This is a genomic window from Terrimonas alba, from assembly GCF_042434975.1.
GTDB lineage: Bacteria > Bacteroidota > Bacteroidia > Chitinophagales > Chitinophagaceae > Terrimonas_B > Terrimonas_B alba.
The window spans coordinates 537,648-551,531 of record NZ_JBHMQM010000004.1 but is presented as its reverse complement, the minus strand read 5'-3'; the positions used below and the strand labels follow the sequence as shown (position 1 = coordinate 551,531).

8 protein-coding genes are annotated in these 13,884 nt (G+C 41.5%); 3 read left to right on the top strand and 5 right to left on the bottom strand.

All coding sequences use genetic code 11. The annotated features are described in order from the left end of the window. Positions 1–230 precede the first annotated feature (230 nt). Both ACFEL9_RS14315 and pdxA read left to right on the top strand, forming a co-directional pair. Positions 231–3,374 (top strand): T9SS type A sorting domain-containing protein, encoded by a 3,144-nt coding sequence (locus ACFEL9_RS14315; protein ID WP_385891213.1) that lies wholly within the window; start codon positions 231–233, stop codon positions 3,372–3,374. Between the two features lie 92 nt (positions 3,375–3,466). Continuing rightward, a complete protein-coding gene (gene pdxA, locus ACFEL9_RS14310) occupies positions 3,467–4,555 on the top strand; it encodes a 4-hydroxythreonine-4-phosphate dehydrogenase PdxA (protein ID WP_385891210.1) in 1,089 nt (362 codons plus the stop codon). A 128-nt stretch (positions 4,556–4,683) separates the two neighbouring features. Here pdxA and ACFEL9_RS14305 read toward each other — a convergent pair whose 3' ends face one another. Then, the gene (locus tag ACFEL9_RS14305; protein WP_385891207.1) at positions 4,684–7,563 is read right to left on the bottom strand and encodes a PQQ-dependent sugar dehydrogenase; all 2,880 of its coding nucleotides are present in this window, start codon (positions 7,561–7,563) and stop codon (positions 4,684–4,686) included. Positions 7,564–8,074: 511 nt separating this feature from the next. On the opposite strand from ACFEL9_RS14305, the gene ACFEL9_RS14300 reads away from it, so the two are divergent. Further along, on the top strand, positions 8,075–8,458 hold the full coding sequence (locus ACFEL9_RS14300; RefSeq protein WP_385891204.1) for a hypothetical protein: 384 nt from the start codon (positions 8,075–8,077) through the stop codon (positions 8,456–8,458). A gap of 360 nt (positions 8,459–8,818) precedes the next feature. Here the strand turns inward: ACFEL9_RS14300 and ACFEL9_RS14295 are convergent, their stop codons facing one another. The 4 genes from ACFEL9_RS14295 to ACFEL9_RS14280 all read right to left on the bottom strand — a co-directional run bounded on the left by ACFEL9_RS14295 (position 8,819) and on the right by ACFEL9_RS14280 (position 13,740). Next, positions 8,819–9,109, bottom strand: coding sequence for a winged helix-turn-helix domain-containing protein (locus ACFEL9_RS14295; protein WP_385891201.1), 291 nt, complete (start codon positions 9,107–9,109; stop codon positions 8,819–8,821). A 167-nt stretch (positions 9,110–9,276) separates the two neighbouring features. Next, complete coding sequence (locus ACFEL9_RS14290; RefSeq protein WP_385891198.1) at positions 9,277–9,930, bottom strand: hypothetical protein; 654 nt, start codon at positions 9,928–9,930, stop codon at positions 9,277–9,279. A 34-nt stretch (positions 9,931–9,964) separates the two neighbouring features. Next, positions 9,965–12,220, bottom strand: coding sequence for a TonB-dependent receptor (locus ACFEL9_RS14285; protein ID WP_385891195.1), 2,256 nt, complete (start codon positions 12,218–12,220; stop codon positions 9,965–9,967). A 116-nt stretch (positions 12,221–12,336) separates the two neighbouring features. Then, a complete protein-coding gene (locus tag ACFEL9_RS14280) occupies positions 12,337–13,740 on the bottom strand; it encodes an Ig-like domain-containing protein (protein ID WP_385891192.1) in 1,404 nt (467 codons plus the stop codon). Between the last annotated feature and the right edge of the window lie 144 nt (positions 13,741–13,884).

Genomic DNA, 13,884 nt, shown 5'->3' with positions numbered 1-13,884 from the left:
TTTCAATTGCTTGTGTTTACTTTGGCGTTTATCCATCATCCAAAAAAAAACCAAACCACCATCTCATGAAACGTTATTTCCCGTTTCAAGCTCTTTCGTCAGCTCTTATTTTTTTTGAGCTTTTAATATTTTCATTACTTAGCTTTTTTAAAAAAGTCAGTCGCACTACTACAGCAACACCCACTCTTCCAACAACTTGTTTAAATAACAAAAACCTAAGAAATGCGGCTATGAGATTCCTATCTCCGATTCGCATTTTCTTTTTTGCATTCCTATTAATTTGTATTCCAACTATCTCATTCGCACAGCCCGCAAATGACAATTGTGGCACTACCACAACTACGAGCCCTATGCTGACATCTTCGTCAGCAGGCACATGCGCTTCCTATAGTAATGGATTGAAGGATGCTACTTCTTCCGGTGTTGCGGTTACCTGTGGAGCAAGTGCTAATGATGTGTGGTTTAGATATACTGGTAAAGGCACTTCTCTGGGCTTAAGCTTATCCAGTCTGGGAAGTAATCTAAGCAATGCCAATACCTACATGCAGGTTTTTAGCGGAACATGTGGTAGCTTAACTTCTTTGGGCTGTTCAGATGCTTCTCAAACACTTACAACGAGCAATCTTACAAATGGTGTAGTATATTACATTCGAATTTATACCACTGTTAGCACCGGAACGAATGGAGCCAACAGATATAATTTTACAGTCTGTTTATATGATCCCCCTGCCAACGATGAATGTGCAGGCGCAATAAGTCTTATTTCTAATACAAGTTGTTCAAATACTACCGGAAGCCTTCTACTCAGCACAGCAAGCGCAGGGCTCCCTGCAGGATGTGAGTCTGCAGGTACTCATTACGATGCCTGGTATTCTTTTGTGGCCGGTTCTACCTACGAACTGATTTCACTAAGTGGTTTAGGTAGTGGTATTACAAACCCGGAATTGCAATTATTTAGTGGAACCTGTGGGTCACTAACTTCCCTTCAATGCGGGACTACATCAATAACTGCAACCGGTTTGACGATAGGAAACACCTATTATATCAGGGTATCCAATGTTGGCTCTGCCATTAGTGGTAATGGTGGTTTCTCTATTTGTGTTTATCATCCTGCCGCATCTACTATCGATTACAGCAGAAGCTATATCAATGTTTCAAAAGGCACAACAGGCGGCACGGTAAGCCCGGGAGATACGTTGGAAATGCGTGCCACTTTCGTGATCACCGGTACTGGTAACAGTGCAGATAGTTTAGCTTTTTATGATACCTTATTTAATACGGCCGGATTAAGATTAGTTCCCGGCTCCATTGCCTGGCGTACCAATGAGGGGAAAATATATGGCGCAAGTGCGTTTACCGATGCGTTTGACAGTGATCCCGGATGGTATTATACCTCAGGCCTGGACACGGTAATTCGTATAAATATTGGTACAGGCTCCTCAGGCACTGCCAGGGGACGTTTAAATTATAATTCAAGACCTTCTGTATTTGGTGGCACCTGTATTATTATGGCCACCTATCGGGTAGTAGTATATGCGCCTTATAACACTACCATCAATTTTAAAACCGGCGCTTTAACCTACCGGGACGTAAATACAGGTATTCTGACTAAAGCCACTTTTAGCCCTAATAATTTAATAGTTTATGAGAGTCCGGGGCTTTGTCCCAATGCCGTTTCTCCAACCAATGCTCTGGGCGCCGAATCCAATGGCACATTCGGCACTCCTTCAGGAGGGGCGCCTCTTGCCAGGAACCGGGGTACTTCTCCTTATACCAGTTATACCTACGCACCTTTTACTGCGGCCGGCGGACCCAATGATTACTATTATGGTATAGCCAACAATACCAGCCAAACCTACACTACTGTTAATACCTGGGACAAACCCGATGGTACAAGCCACAGGCTTTTCTCTCAGTGGGATATTACCGGTGATCATACCAGCGCCAGCAATCCCACATTAGGGAATCCTGCCTGCGATACTACACTACCAGTAAGCCCTTCGAATCCTTGTGGCTATATGCTGATCATCAATTCTGCTTACAGGGCTGACACTGCATTTACTTATAACATCACGAATCTCTGTCCCAATACTTATTACGAGCTATCAGCCTGGATTAAAAATATTTGCTACAAATGTGGTTGCGACTCAACCGGTGCCGGCGCGGGTAGTGTTGGTTATATTCCTACAGCTCCGGGTGATTCATCCGGCGTCCGCCCAAATATTGCGTTTGATGTGAATGGAGTTGATTATTACACCACCGGTGACCTTAGGTACCTGGGTACTACTCCAACAGGTTCAGATGCTAATAATCAATGGGTGAAAAGAGGGTTTACCTATTTAACCGGCGCTGCACAAACATCTTTTACCTTAACACTCAGAAACAATGCACCGGGTGGCGGTGGCAATGACTGGGCATTAGATGATATTGCAGTAGTCACCTGCTTACCTTCAATGAGTTATTCGCCTTCATTAGCTCCTAATGTTTGCGAAGGAGGCACGTTGGCTATTCATGATACTATCCGTACTTATTTTAATAACTATAACCATTATATCTGGCAAAAAAGTGTAAATAATGGTTCTTCATGGTCAGATATTACAGCTCCCACTTCAGCTACCTTGGGTGCCCCGGTAAATGGAGCATATGAATTTGTAACTTCCTATACCATTCCACCGGCTAATACGACGATGGCAGATAGCGGCACTTTATACCGGGTATTGGTGGCAACAGCCGCCGCTAACCTGGGCAATACATCCTGCCAGGTCACGGATGGTATCAGTATTATTAATCTGACGGTTCTGGATGATTGTACGCCAGTCTTGAATGTAGAATTACTTTCTTTCAATGGTAAACTGGTAGATAATAATGCATCCCTTTCCTGGTCTACATCAAAGGAAGATGCACCGCTGATATTCATCATTGAAAAAAGCAGTGACGGTACCAATTTTGTTCCTGCCGGTGAATTATCCGCTTATTACAATAATAATGAAACAAACCGCTATACCTTCCATGACCCAATGGCAACAGGCGATAAAACCTGGTATAGGATCGTGATGATAACACCTACAGGAAAGAAGAAGTATAGCTCAGTAATACAATTACGCAATACAATTCCGGACTTTGCCATTACCAATACTATTAACCCTTTTAGCGGCAACCTTAAATTTGACATCATGACGGCCAATAATTCTTCAGTAATCATTGACCTGATCGATATATCCGGCAAAACAGTTATGACAAGTAAGCAGCAAGTTTATGCTGGTATCAATAGTATGAACTTGACCAATACCCAGTCATTAGCATCAGGTATTTATACATTACGGATTGCAAACAAAGACATGTTTATTACCAAACGGGTTATAAAAAGAAATTAAGAAAAGAATCAACCGGAAGTTTAACGGGAATGCTGGCCAGCATTCCCGTTTGCTTTTAAAACAGTATTTTTACACACTTTAATTATTCATAAATGAACCCAGATTATAAACCGGTTATTGGCATCTCTTGTGGCGATCTGAATGGAATAGGCATTGAACTGATCATAAAAGCTCTTTCAGATAACCGGGTTTTGGACCAATGCGTGCCCGTCGTCTTCGCTTCCAATAAAGTGATTAATTTTTACCGCAAGTCGATAAGCAATTCAACTTTCAACTATCAAAATACAAAGGATTACGAGCGGCTTAATAATAAACAGGTCAACCTTTTTAATTGCTGGGAGGAAGAGGTAGCGGTTGTTCCTGGTCAGCTGACTGAGGTGGCTGGCAAATACGCTGTACTTTCATTACAAACTGCCGTCGCTGCTTTAAAACAAAAACAAATTGATGGGCTGATCACCGCTCCTATACATAAAAAAAATATTCAGTCAGCAGATTTTAACTTTACTGGTCACACTCCTTTCCTCAAAAGTTTTTTTGACGTAAAGGATGTGGTAATGATGCTGTGTGCCGGCAATTTCCGGGTAGCCTTGGTGACAGAACATATACCGGTAAGCGAAGTAGCCAGGCATATTACCAGAGAATCCATCTTAAGTAAGTTAACGATCATTCATAAAAGCCTGCAAAAAGATTTCGGCATAGATAAACCACGTATCGCCGTTTTGGGATTGAACCCGCATGCGGGTGATGAAGGATTAGTCGGCAATGAAGAAGAAATAATCATCAAGCCCGCTATTAAGGAAGCAAGGAATAGTAACATGCTGGTGGTTGGTCCGTTTAGCGCCGATGCTTTTTTTGCAAGAAGCCAGCATCAAAAGTTTGACGCTGTATTGGCCATGTACCACGACCAGGGTCTTATTCCTTTTAAAACCCTGGCAAGCGGCGAAGGGGTAAACTATACTGCAGGTTTGCCCATGGTAAGAACTTCGCCGGATCATGGTGTTGCCTTCGATATCGCCGGGAAAGACAAGGCTGATCCTTCCTCATTTATTACAGCTCTGTTCGAATGCATCGACATTATTAAACAACGTAACGAATACGAGGAAAACAGAAAAAACCCCGTTCGCAAAATTAGTTCTGAAGCATTCGCTAAGCTGGAAGATGAAGAGGTGAAAGAAGGATAAACCAAAAATCGTCGCTATCTACTATAATGATTGGGACCGGCATTGCTTAAGTGACTCTTGTTTATTAAAATAAAGGGGCGGACAAAATTTATTGTCCGCCCCTTGCTTATTATTTTTTACCGGTTAGTCTAGTCTTTCCCGGCTTTTACAAATTTTGCTTGCTTTATGCCATCATTGTTTTTGATAGCCACGGTGTATATACCAGCCGGCCAGTTCGGCAGGTTCTGCATATAAATTACGTTTTGACCCCTATTGACTTTTTCTTTAAGACTATGCAGCAGGCGGCCGGCAATATCCCTAACCTCAACAGCAACTATATCGTTCCGTTGTGAATTATAGATAACCGAGAAGTTTTCCACGATCGGGTTGGGAACAACTTTCAAAGCAAGATCTTCACCTTCCGACATAGTTCTTACAATTACTGAATAACGGATAATTGATCCGTGCTCAACTATTTTCAACCGATAATAGATGAGGCCGGGCGTAATGTCATTATCCGGATAGCTATAGTTACTTGTACCTGCAATGTTACGGGCCTCCTGCCGGTTGATAGGCCGAAAGTTTACACCATCATAGCTTCTTTCCACTTCAAAATATTCAATATTAGACTCAAGTTCTGTTGTCCATTGTACAAGGTTTACCGACGTTTTTTGCGTTACACTGAACGAACGCAACATCAGTGGTAATGCAGCGGCACAATCAGGAGTCAACGTTACACTGGCAGTATCAAAAAGACCCGCATCGTCAGTAACTTTTAATGTTATCAACCATGAATAGGAATCAGCGCCACTACAACCTATCCTTGAAATAACTGCAGAGGTTTCTACTGCAGGATCGATGGGGCCTGGATGAAAATGGTTATTATGAGCCAAGGTTGTTTGCCATGCATAAGTTAATTCCTGCGTTGGATCATCAACAACATCCGCCCGAAGTGTATAGGTAGTGTCTGGCCCTATTTTGTATTTGGTACCCGGTCCCGGCTCGACAATTGTCACCACAGGTGGCACATTATTCAACGACACAATGAATGTCACTTCCTCAGATTGCGCTCCTTCATTGTCCGTTACAATGAGTTTAACAGTATACATCTTTGGTGCACCAGAGGTATTGTTAAACGTATGAGATGGGTTCTCATCGGTGCTCGTATTGTCCGGACTGGTTGGATCACCAAAATTCCAGGAATAGGATACTACCGTTCCATTTTGATCAGATGATGAGCTACCGCTAAAGTTGACAGATAAATTTGACGAAGCGCTATAATATTGGTCAGCCGTTATCTTAGCCTCAGGTGGCACATTTCCACCATACACTATTTTTCTTACAGCGGTACTGGTGAAATATTGCGGAAGACCGACACATACATAAACCAGGGAACCATCAATCGGATTTTCGGCTAGCGAAACCACAGCACCATCAGGGCGTTGATCTTCCTGGCCATCCGGTGTTATAAAAAAATTATTGACGGATGTCACCACGTCAGAATATTCAATGCCAATACGCCTTATCCACCGGCCCCCAAAATCTGACACTAAAAATTTGTCCTTGAACTCCGGAGGGAACATATTACCAGCTCCGGTGTACCAAATACCTCCAGTGGATGCATTTCCTTTAAAGGTTACTGTATCTATTGTTGCTCCCGATTCGGGTGTTCCCACTCGTGGCCAGCTGGCAGTACCGGCACCAATGTCAAACCGGGAAACAAATACATCCCCATCTACGTGTGCCCAATCCAACGCCGGGCGGGCATGTATATAGCGAATTCCTTCCCTGATAAGATCTCCTGAACAGTCGCTATATATCCGGCTATCCTTTGCCATATTATCCTGCCTTATTAATTCGTGAAAAAACAAGGTATCGCGGCCATCGCAGATTGGCCTAAGTTCATCCCTGTTCTTAGTATAAATATATCCCCAGTAACTTTTATTTGGTTCAGCAGATGGCCCATTGCCTTCATATATGGGCCAGCCAAAGTTTTGCCCGGGAGCTTTTACGATATTTAATTCTTCCGATTGGCCAAAGCCAACATCGCCGACAAAAACTTCACCAATATGGCCGTCAGATGGATTTGTCGAACCGGCCCCGGGCCGTACAGAAATGCGAAATGGATTTCTAAAACCGAGGGCCCAAATCCTTGACTTGGCAGATCGGGGAGCGCCGGCATCGTAAAAAGGATTACTTGGCATTCCATCACCCGTCTCCTTATTAAGACGCAGCAATTTCCCACTCAGCGAACTCAACATTTGGCTCCGAAAAGCACCGACATCTTCTTTTGGTGTAATAATACCATCGGCCAGAGCATCTTCAAAATAAGTATTTGAGTGATTAAGCGGATCATTATTAGTAGCAGCTCCGACATCCGTGTCATCATAACTGGCGCCGTCTCCTGTTGAAGCCAGCAAGGTCCCGTCAGCAGCGAATGCAAGACTTCCTACACTATGAGATTTATGAAGAATGGGAACACCGGTGGTAATTGACTCGCCCAATAGTATCTGTCTGCTGTCCAAATCCGCTGTTAAAATGCCTCCGGACACAGTTGTATTATACCGGGTAATACGGCCAATAGTTGCACTATTATAATTATTGGTATTAGGGTCATAGCCATTTGCGGGATCGCCATTTGTCAGCAGGTGATGCCGGTCCACCACATAAAAAAGATAGATATAACCACCGCCACCCGATGTGAAGTCAGGATCCAAAGCAAAGCCAAGAAGCCCCATATCAGACCAGTTGCCAACTTCATCATGAATATCTATAACAGGCACCAACTGCTTATTGTAAATTGAATTACCACCTCCCTGGTCGTATCGGTTGTTTACATATACAATACCCGCTTTGTCCCATACAAATAATTGGTAACCGTCTTCTGAAAAAACAGCTCCAACCGGCTCACTCCAATCCGAAGTGTTTGTCGCATTCGTGGTAAAGAACCCTTCAGGAAGTCCCGCTACCTGGCTATGCACCACCAAACCGATGAATGAGGCGCATACAAAAAGTAATATTCTTTTCATTCAGATAATGTTTATCAGATCAATAAAAAAATAGGGTGGTTACTAATCCAAAGTTGGCTTTATCCTGATGGGTAATTTAAAGGATTGGAGGTACGGTATGTTTTGGCTGCTGGATAAGCGAGCGAATCAGAAGTATTACCGGGATATTCAGAGGAAATGAGGACACGAAAATCTATGCTAAGATAAAAAAAGGACGATAGAAACAGGTTTAATTTAAAAATTTCTTTTTCCGGAGTTTACCGGCACATAGCAAAAGTTGGCGCTTAATGGATTATTGCTGTTTATATGAACGGGAGAAAACACTGTTGGGATTTTCCGACAAACTTTTTTTGGAAAGGCTTGCATTTAAGACAAGTTGTTATTAGGTTTGTGGAGATTCAGCATTATACCACTTCCAATGGGAGTTTTACTATTCTGACTCAACACGACTCCTTCTCCACGCATCCTTTTTTAAACCATCCCCTGACCATCCAATTTTCTGTGGCCCTTTGAATCACTCAAAACCCTGAAAATGAAAACTTTTTACACCTTGCTTATTTGCCTGGTATTATCAGGCTACGCAAACGCCATCATCATCGCACCTTTTGATTCTGCAACAACTTCGTTCAACATTGACGGAGACACTCGTATCAAAAACCTGAATTGCCAGGTGAAAAACGAAAAGCTGGTGATCTCGTGGAGCACCGAAGAAAACGAAAAAACAAATCGCTTCGAATTGGAAAAAAGTAAAGACGGAAAGCAATTTTCACTGGCGGCAATAGTCTTCGGAACGGACAAAAAAGACACGGACAATTATATGTTTTATGAAAAAGCCAGTAAGAAAAAAACATTTTATCGTGTGAAGATTATTCAAAACGATGGAAGTGTTGACTACTCGGCCATCGTAACTCCGTAGCTCTTCGCTGCCAACAAACCTAACCACTATGTCTGAAAAAATCAGGAAAAATCTCCAGGACAGGTATAACCGTTTGAGGAAAGCATTAAAGACTTTATCGCTCAAGAAACAAAAGCAGGTACCATCCTTAGTATTACAACCGGTGAGAAACAGGCAGCAGCTTTACCGATAGCTAAATAAAATCGCAAAACTTTTTTATACAATAGAGCCCAATAGAGAAAAAGCCCTTTTTCCAAAGGGCTTTTATATTTCCGGATGTGTATTGAAATCAACTCTGTCGGAAAATAATTCTCCAGACTACATCACTTCATACAAGTTGATCTGCTAAACAAGCGAGGATAGAATAACCGAAAAATTCTGTCAATGATTCGCTCCGAGATACCCTTGCAGCGCCTTTACATATTGCTCAAAAGCACGGATACCTTGCTTTGTTATTTTACAAACTGTTTGCGGGTAATTGTCTTTAAATTGTTTGGATACATCAATGTATCCTGCATCTTTTAATTTTTGAATTTGCACGCTTAGGTTACCAGCCGTAGCATTTGTTTTTTCTTTTAAAAAAGTAAACTCCGCCTCCTTCACACTAATAAGAAGTGAGATAACCGCCAGGCGCAATTGTGAATGCAGTATAGGGTCAAGATCTTTAAACATTCATTAAGGTTGTTCTAATTTATATAAACGGTGCTCTTTTCCCATTATAAACGAAGTATAAACCGTTCATTTTTGGCTTTATCTTCCATAGTCAGTCATGCTTTTGATTTAATACACAATCAAGAATTTAAGTATAAAACTTATTATTTCCGGGCAGGTGTTTGTGCCTATTTTACCTGGGTTAAAAAATATTGCACCCGGCGTAAACCCCATGAAGGATGAATAGTTGATTCAGGCTTGAAAGCCTCAAATTTTTTAACGGCTTCCTCGAACAATACCTTAGCCTCTGTTTTGCTGCCCCCGAATTGCTCGGGTGTAAATAATTTATCCTGCGCCTCCAATAGCGTTACCCTTGGGTTTGCCGGGTTCAGACTTTTAGCTGTTGCCAGGGCTTCTTCTGCAGAAGGGCCAAACGTCATATACCTGTTTTGAGGATCTCCAATCAGGCGAAGAGAAGCGATCATTTTTTTCACACAATAAATTTCTGAGTTGTCTTTGCTCAATTCATCTGCCTTATTTAAAAGAGCTTCAGCTTTGTCAGCTATGGGGTCAGTTTTATCGGCCATTCCCATTTGCCCCATGCTCATCATATAAGCCGCATTTACATTAGCAAGAGCCGCATAGTAATAAGGAAGCCATTGATTTTTTTCGGCATCAGCAATTCGTTGAAATGCATTGGCGAGGTTATTCAAACCGTCTGGCGTCATGGTAGTATCTACGGCAGGAACGAGTTGTTCCATCGCTTTGGTGTATTTCTCGCTTTGCGAAAAAGATACAAAGGCAATAAAAAGTGTTGCAATCAGAAAAAATTGTCTTTTCATGTTATTCTTTTTTTAAGTTGTTTAATGATCCTTTTTATAAAGCGTTATTAATGATTTCATCACTTCTGTCAACACCAAAACTGATAAAGGCGCCGATAAAAACAAACGTACGGGAAGTTGGTGTAATAGCTTCTTTACGATAACCGTTGTACGAAAATTGGTAACCATAAGTCTGTTTAATATTGAAGATATTACTGACCTGTAACACCCAAACTGCATACGACTTCGGATTTTTCTTACCGATAAACGGCAAATAATTAATGGCGAAGCTTACATTATGATAATCCGGGATGGTTCCCCTGTCATTGAATTTATAATTGGAACCATCATAGCCGATGTTGTAATAAGGACGTCCGCTGGCATAATTATAGGCACCGTTCAGGTTCATTTTCCACTTTTGTATAAATCGTTTCACTACCAATGAGCTTGTATGCCTGGCAGCAAAATTGGGCGTTATTGCAAAAGGAAAATTCAAAAAATCTCTTTTTGTATCGAGATAAGAATAAGAGATCCAGTAGTCAAGATTTTTGATTGTTTTCTTATCACGCCAGAAAAATTCGATACCCTTTGCATCGCCGAAGCCATTATTATTGACAGCCAGTTCCTGGTAGTTACTAAAATCTGTTTTTACCAGGTTATCATATTTTTTATAAAATATTTCCGCCCGAAAGGATTGCTGATTGACGACCCGCTGAAACTGGGCGATGTAATGAGCTGCCTTCATAAACCCAAGTTCATTTACCGAAGGCAGGTATCTTCTCTCGGGGTTTTGGTAAAATATGCCATAAGCAAGCGATGCCTGGGTTCCTTTACTTAATTTATACGCAAGAGATAATCGGGGAGCAAAATTTGTTTTGTTTAATAAGGATGAATGTTCAAAACGTCCACCCAATTTTGCAGCCAGCGCATTCGTGAGATAAATGTCGGTCTCACCAAAGATGGCATTAATATTTTCTTTTAAACTACCCGGATAATCCTGGCTATTGTAATCGGTGTATATTAATTTGTCTTTGCTGAAATTATACTCCGTGCCAAATCGAACAGAACTTAATCCTTTTAGTCTTCTTTCTAAAACCAATTTGACATTGAAATAATTACCCCTGGCATCAATAGCAAATTTTTTAAATTCAAGACCCGACAGTACTACGTCATTTTTATCCTGATCCTGCATCCCACTGTTAATGTCATCTTTATTGTTGGTGTAAGAAAATCCAAGATTGACCTTCCATTTTTTTCCAATATTTTCTTTCCATGCCAGGTTATGATAAATATTGGTATTACGAATACCAAATTTGTCTAAATATCCAAGAGAGTCAATACTATTTGTTGTAAATGCAAGCCTGTTGCTGCTGAAATAGCCATAATATTTTAGCATGCCGGTATTGGATGTTTTAATACGAAAATTAGCGTCTGCATTGTGATAAGCCGGCATCTTCGAGTAATCCTGTTTTTGTTTTATGACGGCAAAGGCGAGGCCAAGATTGGTATATCCATAGTTTACACCCCACGATGACTTTTTATCCTTTGCCAGGTGTTGAAATCCGGCATTACCGCTTAGCACTGTTATACCGACATTAGCTGAAGATCGTTCCGGCAGATCTATGGATTCAAGGATTAAGGCAGAAGATAACGCCTGGCCATATAAGGCTGAGTAGCCCCCGGTGCTAAAAACTGTGCCTTTGAAAATAAAAGGAGAGAACCGGCTGAACTGAGCGATATTGGGTACGCCACTATAAAAAAAGTTGTTGACCAGGGTTCCATCAATAAATGTTTTTGTTTCTGCAGCAGTTCCTCCCCGCACATATAGCCCCTCACTCTCACCTACCTGCTGGGCGCCAGGCAATGTTTTGAGAGCGCCGGTGATATCGCCATTAGCACTGGCTGTAGTCACGATATCGAGAGGATCTAATACCGCCGAAGCCCTTTTTCTGTCACTCGCTTCAAACGTACCTGCTGATAGAGTGACCGCCTCCAGTTCCGTAATTTCTTCTTTTAGTTCAATGGTAAGATTGAGGTCAGCATTCAATTTTATTTTTTGTTCATGGGGTTTAAAACCTACCACGGTGACGACTAAGATTTGTTCACCTTTTTCCAGTGTTATAAAGGAAAACCGGCCAGCAGAATCAGAAGTGGCTCCATCATAAGAGTCTTTTATACTTATGCTTGCCGCATGGACACCTTTCGCTTTTGTGTTTTTGACAGTTCCTTTTATGGTGATTTGGGCGAGGGCAAACTGGCTCATCAGGCAGCCGAATAGCAAAAGAAAATAAACAGAATTAGCCGGCTTCATTAGCAGGTTTGGTTTATATGGTCATTCAAATGTAAATTAGTTTATAATATAAACCAAATGTAGAAAAAGAAGGCCGGGCACTCTCCTACCCGGCCGGAACCCCCTGGTGGTAAATATTATTGTTTGATAATTGACTGGCTCGCTGTTTGACCCCCGCAACTAACTTTTATTATGTAAAATCCTTTTGACAGTTTGGTTAGTTGCAAAGCTTCGGTTTGGCCTGCTGATGATGCGATATTCCTGAAAGCAACCTGGCCCATATTGTTATATACCTCATAGCTTACCTTTTTGTTTTGCCAACTAGCGGGAATAGTTATACGAAGCTCATTGATTACTGGATTCGGATAAGCTGCCATGCTTATCTTTTGTTCTTCAGTTTTGCCAAACCTGATCGACCTTACATATGACAACTCACTCTTACCATCGATATCTACAGAACGAAGGCGATAATAAATGACGGCTTGTTTGCCGGCGTCAATGTCTTTATCGGAAAACGAATAGTTTTTTGTCTCATTCGTGTTTCCCGCTGCAAATACTATCCCAGCCTCTGAATATATCTCACCGTCGATACTTTTTTCAATTACAAAATGACTTACGTTTTTCTCAGAAGAAGTGGCCCATTTAAGATTAATATCATTTCCGTTTAGCATAGCGGTAAATGAAACAAGCTTAACAGGCAACAAAACAGGATTTGAAAAATTGATAGTAACAAGGGCAGTATTTGAAGTGAGCGGATCAAATCCATTGTCTGTTAAGTTATAGCTGAAAGTAGTTGATGAACCTGTAAACCCGGGATTGGGTGTAAAGGAGAAACTTCCATTTTCATTCAATACAACTACACCATCAATGGAAGTAATTGTCATTGCCGATTTCAAAGCCTCACCGTTTGGATCACTATCGTTCGTCATGACATTACCATAAAAAGGTAAACCAGCGGCACCATTGAAAATATCATTTACGGCAAGGGGCGCAGTGTTACAGGTGCCTGAACCATATAACGCATTTGCACCAGCATACAAATCATCAAATATTAAACGGGAATTTCCATCTCCGGTAGCACCACCCAGCCGAAGCACCAATTTTCTTAAACCTGTTGAAGCCAGGGTGAATGTCTGATTAAAGGTAAAAACGGAAGTAGCGGAATTCTTATCCATAGTAATAATGTGCAAAGAAGTAAAATTTCCTGCCACATCAATCAATCCGATTTCGATAGTCCTGGTTGCATTACCGTTTAGCTTGCTGCTGACTTTATATTTAAACGAGACCGGAAAAGAAGTTGAAGTAATATTTAATGCAGGTGTTGCAATATCTCTTGTGCCCGAGCCGCTTGTCGGTGGATTGGTGTACATACTACCTGTTCCGGCAATTATATCCGCTGCAGCCGAGGTGGAATAAACATTAGTCAATGTCCAGCAGTTGCCGGTTAAACTGGCTTCTGTGCCATCGAAGTTTTGAGAAAATTGCGCTGTTGCAATTGAGATACTTAAGCTTGCAAAAATGGAGAGTAAAATTGTTTTCATCGAGTCTGTTTTAGGGTTCCAGATTAAAGGGTTGTGTTATTGAAACCTTCAGACGTCTATGAAAACCGGTACGATAAATAACGTGACTATGAGTAGTTGTACGGCTTATTTCACGATCGGATTTTCTTAGTTTACTTAGGGTTT